The 17,486-nt window shown below is 42.9% G+C and carries 19 protein-coding genes and 1 tRNA gene; 10 read left to right on the top strand and 10 right to left on the bottom strand.

From position 1 onward, the window contains the following. Nucleotides 1-17: 17 nt before the first annotated feature. Together FFM84_RS05255 and FFM84_RS05250 are read right to left on the bottom strand one after the other, a co-directional pair. A complete protein-coding gene (locus FFM84_RS05255; protein WP_130844662.1) occupies nt 18-1,259 on the bottom strand; it encodes a neutral/alkaline non-lysosomal ceramidase N-terminal domain-containing protein in 1,242 nt (413 codons plus the stop codon). Further along, on the bottom strand, nt 1,253-2,485 hold the full coding sequence (locus FFM84_RS05250; protein ID WP_130844663.1) for a hypothetical protein: 1,233 nt from the start codon (nt 2,483-2,485) through the stop codon (nt 1,253-1,255). Before FFM84_RS05250 ends, FFM84_RS05255 begins: the two co-directional genes overlap by 7 nt. 134 nt (nt 2,486-2,619) lie before the next feature. Between FFM84_RS05250 and FFM84_RS05245 the strand changes: the two genes are divergently transcribed. Further along, the gene (locus FFM84_RS05245) at nt 2,620-3,486 is read left to right on the top strand and encodes a LysR family transcriptional regulator (protein ID WP_130844664.1); all 867 of its coding nucleotides are present in this window, start codon (nt 2,620-2,622) and stop codon (nt 3,484-3,486) included. Nucleotides 3,487-3,622: 136 nt separating this feature from the next. Here FFM84_RS05245 and FFM84_RS05240 read toward each other — a convergent pair whose 3' ends face one another. From FFM84_RS05240 to FFM84_RS05230, 3 genes are all read right to left on the bottom strand, one after another. After that, a complete protein-coding gene (locus FFM84_RS05240) occupies nt 3,623-4,477 on the bottom strand; it encodes a KilA-N domain-containing protein (RefSeq protein WP_130844665.1) in 855 nt (284 codons plus the stop codon). 226 nt (nt 4,478-4,703) lie between these two features. After that, nucleotides 4,704-4,776: transfer RNA gene (locus tag FFM84_RS05235), tRNA-Ala, on the bottom strand. A 55-nt stretch (nt 4,777-4,831) separates the two neighbouring features. Further along, complete coding sequence (locus FFM84_RS05230) at nt 4,832-5,203, bottom strand: hypothetical protein (protein ID WP_130844666.1); 372 nt, start codon at nt 5,201-5,203, stop codon at nt 4,832-4,834. Nucleotides 5,204-5,323: 120 nt separating this feature from the next. Between FFM84_RS05230 and FFM84_RS05225 the strand changes: the two genes are divergently transcribed. Further along, entirely contained in the window at nt 5,324-5,665 is a 342-nt protein-coding gene (locus FFM84_RS05225) for a hypothetical protein (protein ID WP_130844667.1), read from the top strand. 203 nt (nt 5,666-5,868) lie between these two features. Then, complete coding sequence (locus FFM84_RS05220) at nt 5,869-6,903, top strand: C40 family peptidase (RefSeq protein WP_130844668.1); 1,035 nt, start codon at nt 5,869-5,871, stop codon at nt 6,901-6,903. A 46-nt stretch (nt 6,904-6,949) separates the two neighbouring features. Here the strand turns inward: FFM84_RS05220 and FFM84_RS05215 are convergent, their stop codons facing one another. Together FFM84_RS05215 and FFM84_RS05210 are read right to left on the bottom strand one after the other, a co-directional pair. After that, nucleotides 6,950-7,141, bottom strand: coding sequence for an LBP_cg2779 family protein (locus FFM84_RS05215; RefSeq protein WP_130844669.1), 192 nt, complete (start codon nt 7,139-7,141; stop codon nt 6,950-6,952). 106 nt (nt 7,142-7,247) lie between these two features. Continuing rightward, on the bottom strand, nt 7,248-8,897 hold the full coding sequence (locus FFM84_RS05210) for a phosphoenolpyruvate carboxykinase (ATP) (RefSeq protein ID WP_130844670.1): 1,650 nt from the start codon (nt 8,895-8,897) through the stop codon (nt 7,248-7,250). A gap of 403 nt (nt 8,898-9,300) precedes the next feature. Here FFM84_RS05210 and FFM84_RS05205 point away from each other — a divergent pair, with 403 nt between their 5' ends. Beyond that, nucleotides 9,301-9,939 carry a TetR/AcrR family transcriptional regulator gene (locus FFM84_RS05205; RefSeq protein ID WP_165444485.1) on the top strand — a complete coding sequence of 213 codons (639 nt, stop codon included), beginning with the start codon at nt 9,301-9,303 and terminating at the stop codon, nt 9,937-9,939. Nucleotides 9,940-10,104: 165 nt separating this feature from the next. Then, nucleotides 10,105-10,602, top strand: a complete 498-nt coding sequence (locus tag FFM84_RS05200; protein ID WP_130844672.1) for a MarR family winged helix-turn-helix transcriptional regulator — start codon at nt 10,105-10,107, stop codon at nt 10,600-10,602. A gap of 227 nt (nt 10,603-10,829) precedes the next feature. Here FFM84_RS05200 and FFM84_RS05195 read toward each other — a convergent pair whose 3' ends face one another. After that, nucleotides 10,830-11,804 carry a DUF1002 domain-containing protein gene (locus tag FFM84_RS05195; protein ID WP_130844673.1) on the bottom strand — a complete coding sequence of 325 codons (975 nt, stop codon included), beginning with the start codon at nt 11,802-11,804 and terminating at the stop codon, nt 10,830-10,832. Nucleotides 11,805-11,982: 178 nt separating this feature from the next. Here FFM84_RS05195 and FFM84_RS05190 point away from each other — a divergent pair, with 178 nt between their 5' ends. The 4 genes from FFM84_RS05190 to FFM84_RS05175 all read left to right on the top strand — a co-directional run bounded on the left by FFM84_RS05190 (nt 11,983) and on the right by FFM84_RS05175 (nt 14,371). Further along, nucleotides 11,983-12,306 (top strand): magnetosome magnetite crystal formation protein family, encoded by a 324-nt coding sequence (locus tag FFM84_RS05190; protein ID WP_130844674.1) that lies wholly within the window; start codon nt 11,983-11,985, stop codon nt 12,304-12,306. Between the two features lie 12 nt (nt 12,307-12,318). Further along, nucleotides 12,319-12,897, top strand: a complete 579-nt coding sequence (locus FFM84_RS05185) for a TetR/AcrR family transcriptional regulator (protein ID WP_130844675.1) — start codon at nt 12,319-12,321, stop codon at nt 12,895-12,897. A 2-nt stretch (nt 12,898-12,899) separates the two neighbouring features. Continuing rightward, nucleotides 12,900-13,418 carry an O-acetyl-ADP-ribose deacetylase gene (locus tag FFM84_RS05180; RefSeq protein WP_130844676.1) on the top strand — a complete coding sequence of 173 codons (519 nt, stop codon included), beginning with the start codon at nt 12,900-12,902 and terminating at the stop codon, nt 13,416-13,418. 125 nt (nt 13,419-13,543) lie between these two features. Next, nucleotides 13,544-14,371, top strand: a complete 828-nt coding sequence (locus FFM84_RS05175) for an undecaprenyl-diphosphate phosphatase (RefSeq protein WP_130844677.1) — start codon at nt 13,544-13,546, stop codon at nt 14,369-14,371. A gap of 537 nt (nt 14,372-14,908) precedes the next feature. On the opposite strand, the gene FFM84_RS05170 is transcribed toward FFM84_RS05175, so the two are convergent. Further along, entirely contained in the window at nt 14,909-15,373 is a 465-nt protein-coding gene (locus FFM84_RS05170; RefSeq protein WP_130844678.1) for a threonine/serine exporter family protein, read from the bottom strand. A gap of 12 nt (nt 15,374-15,385) precedes the next feature. Continuing rightward, nucleotides 15,386-16,117 (bottom strand): threonine/serine exporter family protein, encoded by a 732-nt coding sequence (locus FFM84_RS05165; protein ID WP_371852221.1) that lies wholly within the window; start codon nt 16,115-16,117, stop codon nt 15,386-15,388. Between the two features lie 156 nt (nt 16,118-16,273). Here FFM84_RS05165 and FFM84_RS05160 point away from each other — a divergent pair, with 156 nt between their 5' ends. Further along, entirely contained in the window at nt 16,274-17,134 is an 861-nt protein-coding gene (locus FFM84_RS05160) for an aldo/keto reductase (protein ID WP_130844680.1), read from the top strand. Nucleotides 17,135-17,486: the final 352 nt, after the last annotated feature.

Here is a 17,486-nt window from a genome sequence, read left to right as displayed (position 1 = left end):
TTATGACTCGTTAAGACCTATTTAGTTTGTTCGTAAGCATCTAATAAGTAGCTACCGCTAACGAATTTGGCAATGATTTCTTCGAAGGTCCCAGCAGGAACCGGATTACCAATGGTTTCAAAAGATAGCCCGTAATCTTGTGCTTGCAGAAAATAGTAGTGGAAACCATTGCAATAACCGGCAACTAAGACGGTCTTATCCGTTGAGGCACGTAATAGCTTAGCACCAGCCGATGCCAATTCACCCGGAAAAACGAAGAGGCGTAAGTCGCCAATATCTAACAGCTGTAGACTGAGCAGGTCGTGGAATTGCGGCTGAGCTAATTGATCAGTGCACTTTTCGATAACGGCTTCAATCGGTTGCGAGCCGACTGACTTAACGGCACCATTTTGTAAGTTGGCAATCATGGTCTGCAAGTCTTGGTCATAATTGGCCTTGTCATTAACAACCTCATGGCTTAACGTCAAGGTCCGAATTTTACCTAGCTGCAAAGTCTTAGGCGTTTGAATTTGTGAAATCGCAGCGGCTAGGCCACTGGATGCTCGTTCTAATTCAGCGAAATCACGACCTTGACGTTCGAAGCGGTTACTTGAATCGGCGGCACAACCAATCAACATTAAGGGGAAGAATCCCCAGTCATCAGCGAGTTTAGTACAAGTGTTACCCGCCAAATCTGCGGTTAAGTATTGATTATCTGGACCTAGTACAGTTGAATGGACCGCCATATTCACGATTCCGGCAACGGGCTTGCCATCTTGCAAGAATTTAATGACGCTGACGGCGTTGTCGGCGGGTTTATTGGCATGGTTACGGTTGCTGTAAAAGCCTAAAACTTCCCGTTGTCCATATTGAACCGTGACATCAGTGAGGGTTTCACGACAATCTTCAAAGGCCGTGACAAAACTATTAATAAAAAAGTCATAGTAACTTTGACTGAATTTGCCAAATTCCCAAGTCCGATGGTAATCGCGGACTGAATGATGGTCGTGAGTGACGCCAATAATAACGTGATCCATTGCAATTCCGAAGCGCCGGCTAATTTTTTGACGAATATCAGCGGCAACAACATCTTCGATTTCTAGTAAGTCACCAGTAGCTAGAAAACATTCATCGCCTTTTTCATCGTAAAAGAGTAGTGCATTGATGAAGATGTGATCGTGAACACCTTTTGCCGGTTGATTTCGTAAATCGGTTTTATAACCTAATAAATAAAATGGTTCAGTAGGAGTGATATCTTTGCGGGCATGGCCAACTAACATGAGTGGTCAACCTCCTTTCGAATTTGAGCGCCAACTTGCGCAAATGTTTGGAGCACTAACTGATCAGCACCTTGAGCCAGTGGTGTGTTCATGGCCTGATACGTGATCCGTTGATAATCTAAAGCTGTCGGTAAATATTTTGCGCCACCATTAATTAAAGTGACCACCATTGTTGTCGCGTTGGTGTTTAAAGCGTCACGACATTGATTAGCAAAAGCACTGTTAAGTTCCGGTTGTGTGCCGGCAATCAGATGCTGGTTGAGACATAACGCAGTCACGCTAAGTGGCATGGTCTGTCCCGCCGCTTCAAAGTTGTAGTGATGGGTTGGTTTAAGTTCAAAAGTGGTTAGTTCTTGAACCTGTGTGGGCACCTGGATTGCCTGAGTGACCAGGGTTAGTTGCGTGAGAGCTTGCCAATTGTCGATGGCCTGGCATGCATGCTGTAATCGCTCAGTTACGATGGCCCCTTGCTCGGCGACATAGGCTTTAGCCACTGCAAATGGCTGCTCAGCGTCACCTACGAATAGCGGGCGCTGATCACCAGCAGCACCAGGTAAAAAGATGGCAACTTGGTCGTTAGTTTCAAAGGATTTTAGGCCATAGCCCATTAGATCACTCGAAATCATGCGTTGATTGTGATCATCAGTGACGTGATCTAAAACACTTTGTTGAATATCATAATTAACAATTAAATGTGTTTGACCAGTTGCTTGTTTAAAGGCGAGCACCCGTAATTGATGATTTGAGTAAGCCTGAAAGTTACGACCGAGCCACCAGCCATCCGTAGTTAATAGATTGCGATTAACGTTTAAGGAACAATCAACTGTGGCCGAACCGATCTGGACGGGTTGCTGGTTTTGTTGTGCTGCGATACAGCTAGCAGATAAGCTGGCGGTTAACTTATCAAAGATCAGCCTATAGGGTTGTGGGGCTTTATCCGGTTGACTAGGTAAATGTGGGGCGGCAAAAGTATGGGTAACGGTAATCCAAATGTTCTCGGTTGGAATCCCCGTTAAGGCAATGACCTGAGCCTTGAATTGATCAATTGCTGCATTGGTTAAGGATGTTAGATCGAATGACACTAACGCAAAGTCTTGGTGACCATGGATCAGCATAACTCGGACATATAGGTCATCCATCTTAGCGGCAAATTCACGAATCGGTAGATCTGATTGGTTAAAATCAATACTGGCTTTACCAAAGCCGGCTTTTAAAGATTCATTCAAAATAAAACACGCCTTTCGTTTGACTGAAATCGCTTTCTTTATTAAATATTATGTGACTGAAACCGTTGACAAGCAATTCTAAGTCTGACTATACTTATTCCCAACGTGAATAAATGAGTTAGGAGCGGAAGAAAATGGATTTAAAATACCTAGATAACTTTCTAGCATTGGCACAATATCAAAGCTTTTCAGCCGCAGCCGAAGCGTGTTATATCTCGCAATCATCATTTTCAAAACGGATTATGCATTTAGAGCAAGAGTTAGGGGTCACACTATTTGAACGAACAACGCGGCAGGTTAACTTAACGGCTTATGGTGAGATTTATTTAAAATATGCGTTGAAAATTAATACCTTGTCTCAACAAGCAACAGATGAAATCAATCGGCGGCATGCAGAGGATGAGAGGCTAGTTATCGGGGGGATTCCATCCATTAATGAATATGGCATTCTGGATTTAATTACGGGGTTTATTGCTAAGACGCATATTCGGTGTCAGGTGAAGACGGCGCCGTCGGAAGAATTGGAACAGATGCTGGCGGCACAAACAATTGATTTTGCGTTCATCAAGGATGTGCAAAATACGACCGATTTGACGCAAGTTCCTTATATGGAAGATCATCTAGTTGCGGTACTACCACGTCAGCATCCGTTAGCGCAACAAACGAGTATTCAAATTAAACAACTAGCACAAGAGGACTTTATTTTTCAGCCAGTACACTCACGCCCATATGACCTATGTGTCAAGCTTTGTCAGGAAAATGGATTTACGCCTAATGTGATTTATGCCGATCGGATTGTTGAAAATATTTTGAACTTTGTTAAAAAGGGGCTAGGTGTTTCACTGCTAATGGAAAAATTGGTGGTGGACGATGAGCTGGTAGTCTTGCCAATTACACCGACGATTGTTGCAGATATTAATTTATGTTATACCCAAAAACAAACTTTAAATCACTTTCAGCAACAATTTATGACTTATTTCAATCAGAAAAATCAACACTAAAAATCTGTTGCCAGTAATCAAGACCGATCTTGATTACTGGCAACAGATTTTTAGTGCCCATTTTATGGACGATGACTCAAATTCACAGAAATATAAAGGTGCTATTGGTTGTACTCACAGTAAAAAAGGCAAGGGGTTATTTATTTTTTTCAATACGTCTAATGTTTTCTGTGGTCGTTTTATTTTGAATAAACGTCTGAAGTTGATGCCGAGCAATATCATTGAGTTTTTTTGTTCTAACTTCATTGGAAACTTTGTCTAAGATCATTTGTGCATTTAGATTTTCAAGGTTAGTTAAAACTAAAAGTTGTTCTATGGTAGCGTTGTCACGGATATTTCCTTTGGAGTCTGGATGTGCGGTACGCCATTCAGATGCTGTAACACCAAATAATGCAATATTGAGACGATCAGCTTCGTTAGCATAGGTAAATTTTACTTCTTGGGATGTTAATTTTTGTGGGATAAGTGTTTCTCTAATCGCATCAGTATGAAGAAGATAATTTGCTTTTGAAAGTGCTCGATTTAATGTCCAATCAAGATTGAAATGGCTTTCGGAACTCCGCTTCAACTGTTGATAATCCTTAATCAGGTAAAGTCGAAATTCAGGAGAGATCCAGGATGCAAATTCAAAAGCGATATCTGAGTGTGCGTAAGTACCGCCGTAGCGTCCAGGTTGTGAGGTAATACCAGTTGCTTGTGTAAGTGTGATCCATTTTTTGGGAGACATAATAAATGAATTGGCTCCGGCCTCAGAGAGGATTTGGGTGAATAGTTTATTATTGAAATTAGAATTATTCATTTGTTCCCAAATTCCTAAGAATTCAAGTGTACTTCTATTTCTAAGCCAATTTTTAATTAAATCTGCTGGAGCATCTGAAGATTTATATTTAGCAATACCGGTAAGGCTGATAAAGTCACTATTATTGGTGCCGTCATTAAATAAATCAATAGTAGTACCTTGAACGTCAATTGATGCATGTTCTCGGGGCATTGAAAACACGTCCTTTTCTAAACTGGTCGAAATCGACCAGTTTTAATGAATATCCTGTGGATAACTTTTAGTACAGACTACAGTATCACTTTCAATATAATTTTAAGGCACGAAACGAAAAGATACAAAGATGTACGATTATTGAGATCAATCGAAATGTTGGATAATCTAGTTAGATCCAAATAAAAAGTCATCGCCGTTTTTTACGGACAATGACTTTTTTTGATGGACCCTACCGGATTTGAACCGACGACCTCCTACATGCGAAGCAGGCGCTCTCCCAACTGAGCTAAGGGCCCGAGTACTATTTCAGTATACAACAAATTTAAGTTTTAGCAAGCGTTCCCAAATAACTTAATGGCGGCTAGAACGGTGATTCTGGCTACCTTTGATTTTGTGCACACGACGCTTAAAGGTCGTTTTCGAGTTGCTGACAAATTTAAAGTGTTGCATCTTACCGTTAAATACTTGGCCATTTAACCGCAACTTTAACCAATCTTGCATGACCGTGACCATGCTGTTAATTTGGTCGACACGCAGCTGATTTTTTTGTTGTTTGGCTAAGGGCAATAAGTTGGTTTGAAGTTGTTGACTGAGCTTTTGATGATAAGCCATTAATTCTGGGGTTAAGGGCGCATCGGTATAAGAATTAAATAGTTTTTGAATCGTTTGTAAGGCATCTTTGATGTCGGTTGGTTGATAATAGCGATCATTTTCGTTGGTCAATTCATTTTCCTCCCTAACTTAACTCAGTATAGCAAATTAATCCGTGAAATAAAGGGTTGAGAATAGCCAAACGAAGTCGGGCCCGTTAAAATAAGGATAATCTAAAAAGGGGGCTTCATGATGACCGAACCAACACGATTGACGCAACAAGCAACGCAAGTCCTTGATCAAGCTTACACTCAGTTTAAAACTGACCAATTAGCACAAACGAAGACCGATATTTTTGATCAAGCGACTAAGATTTTTATGGTCACCACGGTTGTGGATGCGACCCGTCAATATTTATTTGAACCTGCAATTGCCACCCGTGTCATCGACTTAGGTGACCAAGTGATTGCATCAATGTATCAACGGGCAACCGAAGCAGATGTTTTAAAATTGAATTTTACCGGAAATGATATTCGTTGGCTACTAGGGCTACCACGGGTTCGCCGTCATCACGCTGACCAGGCGACTGATTAATCGATAGCAAAAGTGGAGTTTGACTAAAGGCGTCAGACTCTTTTTTTATCGAGAACTCCATCATACTGTTAATCTTTTGTAACATATTGTTATTTAACTGGTACGCCGATGTAACACAAGCTGAGTAGGATAGAAGGTGGCTTGAAGTACATATGCGTGACTCTCTTGTTTTGGAGTGAATCATCATTAAAGTAAAATCAGTTATGTTAGGAACGGCCGCTTTAGCAGGCCTATTAGTGGCCGGCCAAGGGGTGGCCAACGCCGATACCTTTACCATCCAATCGGGAGACACCGTTTGGAACTATTCACAAAAGTATCATGTTTCAATTAAGAAAATTGTTGCTGAAAATAATTTAACCGATGCCAACTTAATTATTGCTGGGCATAAAATTACGATTCCAACCGGTGATACGACGACCACGTCAACCGCTAAAGCGGCGACAACTTCATCATCAACCACTAGTGCGAGTCAGTCGAGTTCAACCACGAGTGCCGCTAGTCAAAGTACGACTAGTACGGCGAGTCAAAGTAGTGTGAGCGCTGCTAGTGTCAGCTCAACGTCAACGGCCAGTGCTACCTCAAGTAGTGCGGCCACAAGTACCACGAGTGCTAGCAGTAGTGCCGCTAGCCAAAGTTCAACCAGTGCGGTGAGTCAAAGTAGTAGCAGTGCGAGTCAAACAACGACGCAATCTACTAGTCAAGCTAGTTCAACTGCCGCTAGCCAGTCAAGCACCACAACTGCTAGCCAAGCAACTAGTAGCGCTGCAACTAGTTCAACGACTAGCACCGCACAAAGCAGTGCTAGCACGGCTAGTTCAAGTGCCTCAACGAGCACGAATTCAACAGCGACTAGTTCAACAACTAGTAGTTCAAGTTCAACTAGTACAACTGCAACGACTGGAACGGTTAGTTCGAGTGCGATTGTTTCAGCGGCCTATTCTTACTTAGGGACGCCGTATGAAGAAATGGACTGTTCTGCCTTTACGCAAGCCGCCTATGCTAAAGCCGGCATTACGATTGGTCGCACGACCTATACGCAAGCGACTGCTGGGACCCATATTTCATTTAGCAAAGCCCAAGTTGGCGATTTGATTTTCTGGGGTTCTGATTCAGCACCTTATCACGTTGGGATTTACTTAGGTAATGGGAAGTATATTGCATCACCTGACTATGGTGAAACCGTCTCAGTTAAGAGTACGGCCTACTTCACCCCAAGTTTTGCGATCCACATTCGTTAAAATCGAGATCAAAAAAAGGCTCCCAATTGGGGGCCTTTTTGTGTGATTAAGCTTTGCTATTCATAAATTTTTTCAACAGTTGAACTTCTTCTTGTGTTGGCGTTAATTCACCAGATTTAATATTGTGAATGCGTTCAACTGATAGTTGACTGCCAAAGGCCAAATCATTGTCGGTTAAATGGTGTTCCCGTTCAAAAGCAATGATTTTTTCGGACAACTGACTTAATGGTAGTTCCATGCTCCTCACCCCGATTATTAGATTCGTAAAAGTTCAGTGCTTGTAACTGATAACTTCATTATAACCTTAATTCATAAAAAACGGGGCTGGAATGAATGGCAACTTCCTATTTTGTTAATTCTTGTTGTAATTTCAGTAAAGCTTTGGTGGTTTCATCAGGTAATCGATCATTGTGGGTATGTTGATAATGATCAATAAAGTTTGACCGAATATTTAATCGAGTCGCCACTAAATCGCGATAGGCTTGATCGTTGTAGTCAACGGGGAAATCAGCCAGTTTTAAGTTTTGCATATGATCCAAACCAGCGAAAGATTCCCATTCAGTGGTATTGTTAACGATTGCTTCTAAGGCACCGAGCGTGATTTCCTTTGGAATTTTGTGAGTACCGAATGAGCCGGTATTTAACAAGTAGCAATCGAGATGGCGTTCTTCAAACAGTGCTTTGAAATCATGGTAATCTTCCGATAATGGGTAAACTCGGAATGGATTAGCGAAGGGTTCAATAACCAAAGCATTACGATCAACGTCACCAATGAGGTTTTCAGCAGAACTCCGTTTAGTGGCTAAGGTTGCGCCAAAAGTTGCCGCGAGTACGGGGTCATCCACTTTGATCACTGGTGGTAAACTATCATCTTTCATGATCCAGAAAATTGCATTGATTGGGGCATTTTCCTTGTCCACACGATTGGTTGACGCGTAACGGGACTTAATAGTCCGACCGTTGCCGTTGCGCAGGTCTTCGGTGACGAGCACTTTTCGACCTTGGTCGTCTAAAGTGACGCCCACATTTTGAATTGTCATGAAGTATTTTGGTTCCGTTGAACTCATTGGATAGTCATTAGTTTTGTCAAAATAGGAAGGTTCCAAAGCAACCGAGCTCCCATTTTGTCGATTGATCACGAAGGCGTCATCATGCAACACCGTAATATCATATTTATAACCATGTTTCGCATGGGTCAACGTTGATTTGCCAGAACCTGATAAACCGAACATGGCGAAGACTTGATCGGACTTGTCCTTAAAGTGGAAAGCCTTTAAACCACCATGGCAGGCCACATAACCATGGCGATGGGCAATCGACCAAGCCAAAGTTAGTGTTGACTTCTTTAGTTCACCAAAATATGGCATCCCGAGAATGGCAGCGACGTTATGTTTTGGATCAAAAATCGCTAATCCATCGGGATAATCAGGATCATGATAGGTTGGGTCAGCATAAATGTAAATGTCGCCTTCAGGGTACGCCACGGATTGATCAAACATGTCTTGATAATGTTGTGTAATGGGCTGGAAGTTGAGCATGTAAGAGAGTAAATTATTCGCATAGTTACTTTGAATAGCTAAATGGGCTCGGACGATGAAGTCTTCGTCGAGTCCAACGACAACATCGGTCTTAATGAAGGATTCGGTTTGTGACCGGTAAATCGCTTCGCGTAGTCGACCAGCCATATCGGCTTCATCAACGCCAGCATCGCCTAAAATACGACGAGCTTGAGCGGTCCGGCCAACGACTTTGCCAGTATTCTCGACGAGCATCGTTGCATCGGCGGGTAAGCCCATGTCAGTTGGTCGATAAATTGGCAAATCCGTTTTCACGGTACCCGGACCTTTAGCGGCTAATTTATAAGCAGTGGCAACGTCTGGGATTGATGTCATGTTATTTGCGTAAAAAGCGGTTTCAACAGTAGAACGAATTTGTGAAAAAATCGGATTATTCCGCCCGATATCGGCTAATGGATATGCATTTTGTGTACTCATATTGACTGCCTCCCTATCACTTTGAATAGTTTAATTTTACCACAAAAGTCGTTATTGAAAGCGCTTTATTTATGATGATATCAACTATTGTCGATTGATGTAGATTGGCTGAAAAACCAGTTGATTTACTGCCGTGAGGGATTAAAAACGGCGTTTGAAAATTATGATAATTATTGAGCATTATTTGTTAAGTCACTGTTATATCCTGTTTTTTTAGTTAAACTATGTCGAATCAGCTTGCATTGAAAACTATATTAGTATAGCTTATAAAGTATGAAAAACGGGTAATTAGCCGGTTTTAACTCATTCGTATGCTAGAATGGTTTAGCTGGTTAATTTGATTAACCATTAAAGTTACAGAGGGGTGAAAGTAGTGCCACGGAAACGTAATACGCAACGACGCATGGAGATTGTGAATACGGCTTTTCGATTATTTGCTGAGAAACGGTATGACAATGTTCAAATGAAAGATATCGCGGAAGCTTGTGATATCAGTAAATCATTACTCCAACACTATTTTCCAAAGAAGATTGTTTTATTAAGTACGATGCTCAATGAGCTAATGTTGAGTGCCTTTATTTATAGTAATGAACAGCTCACTAATCTGTTGCCAGAACAACGAACGATGATTCAAATGAGTTTTTTACTGCGGACTTTAGATGAAAATCCTAAAATGGAAAGCTTTATTAAGGATATTTTTGAAAATCCAGAGTTGACAACGGAGCTGGTTTTGGTGAGTCTGGACTGGCTGGAATCTATCGGGGTTGCCGGTGAAACGTCAGTGATTCGATATGCCATCAACTTTGCTGTATCAGGCGGTATGGCAGTCTTTTTTAAACGCAAATTATTGCATGCTAGCGTGGAAGGCATTGCGGAAAATATTGCGCAAGCCTTTTATCTACTGATAGGTGAAGATCGCCAAAAAATCGACCGTGTTTACCTAAGTACCGCAAAATATAACACCGATCGGTACTTCCAGCAGTTCATCACGTACTTGCATGCACATGCCACGATTGACTTAAGCGCTGAAATAAAAATTTAATATAAAAGATAACCTAAAATCCTTGTATTTCGTAAAATATACTAGTACACTTTAAATCGGGGAAATGATAAAAGACGCTTACTAATTTTAAAATAACTTTGGAACGAATTATGAAGATTTTAACTGACTAATTCGACTTTTGGATTGAAAGGGAGATTTTTAATTATGAATGAAGATATGGAATTTTTCAACCGATTTAGCCACATGTATTTACACGGCTTCAAGAACTTATCTGACATGTTTGCGGAACCAGCCACGGAGCACGGGATTACGTTAGACGAATTTTACATTCTTTATGATATTGCCGAAGCTAAAGGCAAGATTCGTTTGATGGATATTGCGGAAACTCATGGCGTAACGCGTTCAGCTATTTCACGGTTAATCGGCCGCTTATTACGGAAAGATTATTTATACCAAGAAGCCGAAGATCATGATCGTCGTAACAAAGTTTTGAAGCTAACACCTGAAGGTGCGCGGGTTGAACACGTGGTCTTCTCTGAATTGTTACAACGGAATCGTGCTTGGGCCCAATCTTTCAACTTAGCTAAACAATATCAAACGTTAGACTTAGTTGAAGAATTCATGGACAAGTTTGTCAATGAAGGTACTGATACTAAGCAAGTCGAAAAACCAAACTTTACTGAAATTAAGCGCGAAGCCTAATTAAATTAGATTATCATTTTAAAAAGCGCTGTTGTCCAAGTTAAGAGTCTTGGATAACGGCGCTTTTTGTGTTCAGTGAAGTTGCGCCTACAGCGTTCCGGCTCAATGTGGGTGAACGGTAGGCGGCAAGATGATCTACTTCTGATCGGCCGATTTAATGTTCAATCTTTAGTTAAGAATTAAAATGGCCAGTCTACAATTAGCAGACTGGCCATTTTAGGTTTTAGTTAACCAAAAATTGATTTGAAAATAGAACTAAAGAAATTGGTAATTGAGGACCAAACCTTTTGCAAAGCGTTTTGATTTTCTTGGGTATTTAATTTACTAAAAATACCTTTAGCGTTTGACTGAATATTTTTCATTAACGAACTGGCTTGAGTTTTGAAGCTTGATGAATTCAAAGCGCCAGAATCACGAATTTTGACTAACAGGTTAATGATTTGTGTCTTTTGGTTATTGGTGATCACATTAGTTAAGTTATTATTGGTAATTTGATTGTTAACGATGGTGGTAATTTCACTCTTAGTGACGTTACTGCCTTTCTTCGCCATAGCTTGTTTGGCACCGGCAACGGCATTATTTAATTGCGCATCGGTATAACCGGACTTGCCTTTATTGGCTTGAGTGATCCCGCTTAAGGTACTCAATTCATTTTGCGCGGCGCTAACTTGCTTGGTATTCAAACTGTTACCACTCTTAGCATAAGCGGCATAGATCCCGGCCAAAGCTCCGGAACCATCAATCGGGGTGGCCGACGTGATGTAAATATTAGCATCAGCAATCCCAGCGGTTAAAGCCGCGTTTTTATATTGGTTAGCGGTAATGGTGGTGATGTTATTACTGCCGTTGTAGTCTAAAATCTTGACGTTGATCCCAGAACCAGAACTCGTCTTTTGAATCATGGCACTAGACCAGACGCCTGAACTACTAGTGAAACTTTCACCAGATGGGTTTAGATATTTGACCAACGTATCACCGTTAACGGTTAACGTTTGGTAGTTACTACTGTCGTCCAAACTGGCTGTTAAGGTGTCGATGGTACCTTGTTTTTGTGAGCTTGTTAAACTTGAGCCTAACGTGACGATTGGTGTGTCACTGGAACTGTCATCAGCATGTGAGGTTAGTTGCCAACCAGCAAAACTGATTAATAAGGTGGCCAATAAGCCGACCCATTTGAATTTAAAATGGCGTTGTTTATGCATGTTTTTTCCTCCGCAGTTTAACTAATGCACCTTGAATTATAGCAGATTTTCAAAGAACCATTATGTCCCGCGCTTAAACTTGACGGTTTACTAAACAATTTAAGCGGTTCTTTAAGATTTGCCGTGTCGGATGAGATTCGCTATACTCGGGGTAACTAAATGACAGGAGGGGTTAACGATGACACGCTATCGTGTAATTAATAGTTTAAGTTACTTGAGTGTTTTGTTCCTGCCGGTATTATTTCCATTAATTGTTTGGGTATTAACTGGGGATCAACCAGAAATTCGACGGACAGCAGGACGGGCCTTTTGGTTACAACTCATTCCCGCCATTCTTGGTATCGGTGCGTTGGTCATGATTGGTGTGACTGGCTTTTATTGGCAAGATGCAAGTAAGAGTGGTTGGTTAGTCGTGATCTTACTCGCATTACTCGGACTAGTGGCTTTAGCGAGCTACCTTTGGTCGATTGTCCGCGGTATTCAGATTTTGATTAGTGATTAGGAGGTTTCGGTAATGGGTAAAACGACATTAACGGCAGCGGCAGTAACTGAACAACTTATGATTCAGTTTTGGCAAAATGGCTATGCGCAGACAAGCATTGCGGATTTGGTGACAGCTAGTCAGCTATCGCGGTCACAGTTCTATCGACAATATCGCAATAAGTCCGTGGCTTTGCGGCGGAGTTTACAACAATATCAACTCGTATTAGATGAGCTGTTAACGCAATTAATTCAACGTGATCAAGCGTTGGGAACTCCGTTAGCGGCACTTTTAGCAGATTGTCTGTTGTTACCCGCGCAAAGTGATCGTTGGCCCAGCGGCTGTTTACTGGTAAATACCATGGCTGAAATTGGCGGTCATGACACGTTAATTGCTAATCAAACGCAAGCAATCTATGCGGCCCTGCAGACCCGCTTGGTGGGCCTATTGAGTCCGGTGGCGTCACAATTACCAGCCACCGTTGCTGAAACAGCGACAAGCTTAATGCAGGTTCGGAGTGGGCTACAATTACTGGCGAAACAAGCTGTTAACGTCTTGCAACTTAAGCAACAAGCAATGGTGAGCGTGAAGCTGATTTTGCAGGAGGGCTAAGGATGGTGAACATTGAGGTGATTCGTGGTGATATTACCACGATGGCAGTCGATGCAAGCGTCAATGCGGCTAATCCCAGTTTATTAGGCGGTGGTGGTGTGGATGGTGCCATTCATCGAGCCGCTGGACCAGCGCTACTCGCGGCTTGCCGGCCGTTACATGGTTGTGCAGTGGGGGAGGCTAAAATCACGCCGGGTTTTAACTTACCGGCTAAATTTGTGGTGCATACGCCAGGTCCCGTTTGGCATGGCGGTACCCAGCAAGAGTTAACCTTACTAGCCAATAGTTATCGCAATAGCCTTAATTTGGCGGCAACGAACGGTTGTCAAACAGTGGCCTTTCCGTCTATCAGTACGGGGATTTACCACTTTCCATTGCCATTAGCGGCAGCCATCGCGGTACAGACCTTGTTCACCACGGCTCAAACGACAGCCACGATGATTCAACGCATTGAGATTGTTTGTTTTGATGAGCGGACGAAAACGATTTATACAGCGGCTTTACAGGCTTTATCGGCCTAATCTTTACTGAATCCTTACTTAATTGTGCTATTCACGTTGCATTGGGATTGCTATAATAAAAGGGTTTGTGAGCTTAAACTAGTGATTGCGATTGGTAATCACGTCAACAGAAAGGAATTCAACTTGTGTTAGATATTATTAAAGCGGTAATCTTGGGGATTGTTGAAGGGATTACCGAATTCTTACCGATTAGTTCTACAGGACATTTGGTGTTAGTGGATGAATTTATTAAGATGCAACAATCCACGCAATTTACTGATATGTTCAATGTGGTCATTCAACTGGGGGCCATTATGGCGGTGGTCGTCATCTACTTCCATAAGTTAAATCCATTGTCACCACGTAAGAGTAACGTGGAAAAGCGTGATACATGGGTGTTATGGAGTAAAGTGATCTTGGCCGTAATTCCATCGGTCATTATCGGATTACCGTTAAATGACTGGATGGATGCTCATTTGATGAACTGGGCGGTAGTTTCAGCAACCTTGATCATTTATGGGATCTTGTTCATCGTGATTGAAAACCACAATAAGACCTTAACCCCTAAATTTGGGGATTTGCGGACCTTGCCTTATACGACTGCCTTATTCATCGGGGTTTTCCAACTATTATCATTGATTCCAGGGACGTCACGTTCAGGCGCAACGATTTTAGGGGCGATCTTAATTGGGACGTCACGGTATGTGGCAACTGAATTCTCATTCTTTATGGCGATTCCAACGATGTTTGGGGCGTCACTCTTGAAACTTTACAAGTATTTCGATCATGGCAACTCACTTGCGGGGTTGCAAGGGATGGTCTTAGCCGTTGGGGTCATTGTTTCCTTCGTGGTGGCGTACTTGTCGATTCGTTTCTTACTCGACTACATCAAGAAAAACGACTTTAAGGCGTTCGGCTGGTATCGAATTGTCCTAGGGGTCTTAGTGATTGGCTACTTCGCCTTCATTCATTAAAAACAGCAAAAGCGTTTGGGACAAGCCCAGACGCTTTTTTTGATCTCCAACTAAAGGCTGAAAGTTAAGTATGATGGTAAAAGCTTTACTAGAATTGACTTAAGCCATGCTAGATTGATCACCCACCTACGCCAGCCAATGATTCTGCCGGCTGTGGGGACCGGCTCCAGCCAAAATGCGGGCATCCACCTTGCTTTTGAGACTAGCAAAACCACTAGTCTCAAAAGTCGTCCATATCGTAAAGTCCGGGGAAATCACCCAGACTAACGATATTTTCACGGCCGGCGCCATCACTGGCTGGCTCCGGTTGTATCGCAGAGACTAATCAATCACTAATATAACCGAGAGTGAGCCCACATTGAGCCCAGTCCACCCACAAGCGTTCCGGCTCAATGTGGGCGAATGGTAGGCGGCAAGTATGACTAGTTTTGATCGATGAATGCTTATCATATCAACGATTATTGCTAGAAAGTAGCTTTCAACCTTTAGTCTCCAAATAAAACGTGTGTCAGAAATCCGTTAGCGAGCATGCTGTTTTTAATGGCTGAAATGTAAAAATAAATGATTGCAGAACTCCGCAATTAAAAACCCAATGGCAATGACGCCGGCGATAATGACGACTTGTGACAAATAGTGCGTGGCAAGTTGTGGATGTCCAGTCACGAGGTTACGGACCACGCGATAAGCTTGCCCCCCAGGGACGAGTGGCACGAGACTTGGAATATTAAAAATGATCATCGGCATCTGTTTATAACGAGCTGCTAAACCACTGGCAACGCCGATGACGACCGCGGCTACTAAATTACCAATAGCGAGTTTGATATCGACAGTCGTCGGTAACAACTGAAAGAGCACTTCATAAGTGAGCCAACCGGCAGCACCTACCCAGCCGCTTAAATTAACGGCGCGCCGTGGAATGTTTAACAAGACGCCAAAGCCAGCGGTCGCTAAATAGGCGAGTAGCGTTTGCAGTAAGCCGGTGGTGACTAACCAATGTCCCATGTGGCGACCTCCTTAATAGAAAAATGATGTTAATGCAATCCCGAGACCGATCGCGCTGGCCGAGAGAATGGCCTCAATCGCGCGAGCAGGACCGCTCAATAAATTACCGGTCATCGTATCACGAACGGCATTGGTAATCGCCACGCCAGGCACTAACGGCATGATGGCGCCAATAATGATGGCATCGGCGTGATAATCAGGGAGTCCGAGATAGTGGCCGGCAAGGGTGACTAAGCCGATGAGAAAGGCGCCCACAAATTCACTTAAGAATCGCAACGGACTGTGATGATTGAGCCGGTCAAAAGCACTAAATCCTATGCCGCCAGCTAACGCACACGTGATGAGATTAGCCGGTGACGCATGACCCGTAAAAGCGACCATTAACGTCACGCTGACGACTAATGACGCCAGTAAGAGCCAACTAAATGGAAAGGTGGGGACGGCCTGATTTACGCGCGTTAGGGCCGCAGAAAATTCTGATAAGGTTAACGTATGTGCCGCAAATTTGCGTGAGAGCGTATTTACTTGATCGACTTTTTCCAGATCCATCCCGCGTCGATGAATTGCCCGAACTTGACTAGCAGGCACTGCTGGCAGTGCAACCGTAATCCCGGTTAACAAGACGAAAATCTGGGCATCGGGATAGCCTGCGTTGGTGGTGATTCGTTGCATCGTATCTTCAACACGAGCAATTTCTGCGCCATTTTCAAGCAGGATAGCGCCAGCTAATAAGGTTGTTTGCATGACTAAATTGGTTTTTTCCACGAGAACGGCCTCCTTAGATAGATTTATTTTCTCACGAAACCTAAAAAATAGCAGTGGTTTGAAACAGTTTACTTGTGATTGGCGCGGCATAACCGGTAAACTTAGCGTGTAATTAAAAACAGGAGGGTTTTGTAGATGACACAGTTAACTAAACTAACCGATACTTATGAACTCAATAACGGCACACAGATTCCAATCGTTGGTTTTGGCACTTGGCAAACACCAGATGGTCAAGTGGCGTATGATTCTGTTTTAGCTGCTTTGAAAGCCGGCTACCGGCACATTGATACTGCCGCTGCTTATGGCAACGAAGAAAGTGTTGGTAAAGCGATCGCTGATAGTGGCGTTGCTCGTAAAGACTTATTTGTCACAACTAAGTTATGGAACGCTGATCATGGTTATGATCAAACCAAAGCGGCCTTAGCCACCTCACTGGAAAAGTTAGGGTTAGATTATGTTGATCTCTATTTGATCCATTGGCCTAATCCAGCGGCGATGCGTGATAGTTGGGAACAATTAAATGCTGATACTTGGCGGGCAATGGAAGAATTGTACGCTGAACGTAAAGTTCGTGCCATTGGCGTTTCGAACTTTCGTCCTAAGCATTTAGATGCGTTACTTAAAACGGCGAAAGTTATTCCAGCGGTAAACCAAATTTTCTTGAATCCTAGCGATTTGGAACCGGAAATCGTGGCTTACAACGATGCGCATGACATCTTGTCTGAAGCTTACAGTCCACTTGGTACCGGTAAGATCTTTGATGTGCCAGCATTACAAACGATGGCACAAAAGTATGACAAGTCAGTGGCACAAGTGGTTTTACGCTGGTCACTTCAACATGGTTTCTTACCATTGCCAAAGTCTGTTCATGCTGATCGGATTGCTCAAAATACTGAAATTTTTGATTTTGAACTCAGTGCCGATGATATGACGACAATTGATGGCTTACGTGGTGTTGCTGGTTTAGCCAACGACCCTGATACGGTTAATTTCTAAAACTTAATCAGCTGATAAACGAAATGCGCGTCCACACAAACTGGACGCGCATTTTTTATGCGGCTTAATAAAAGTTGAAAACGAAATTAGCCACCTCCGTCAGCCAGTGATTCTGCCGGCGCCATCACTGGTTGACTCCGGTTACTTGCGGACACTAATTAATTCAGAAACCATTGTAACCAAGAGTGAGCTCACATTGAGCCCAGCCGTGGGAGCTCTTAGCGATTTATCGCTTAGAGCTTGGCGCTGTTGAAACGCGGGTTTAGCGGTTCAAAACGACGGTTCAGACCGCCTTTCGGCTGAACCGGTCCGCCCACAGTGTTCCGGATCAATGTGGGCGAACGGTAGGTGG

The sequence above is a fragment of the Lactiplantibacillus mudanjiangensis genome, assembly GCF_005405385.1.
In the GTDB taxonomy this organism is placed as follows: domain Bacteria; phylum Bacillota; class Bacilli; order Lactobacillales; family Lactobacillaceae; genus Lactiplantibacillus; species Lactiplantibacillus mudanjiangensis.
Note: the sequence above shows the minus strand (reverse complement) of the source record. Positions and strands in the feature narration are given on the sequence as shown.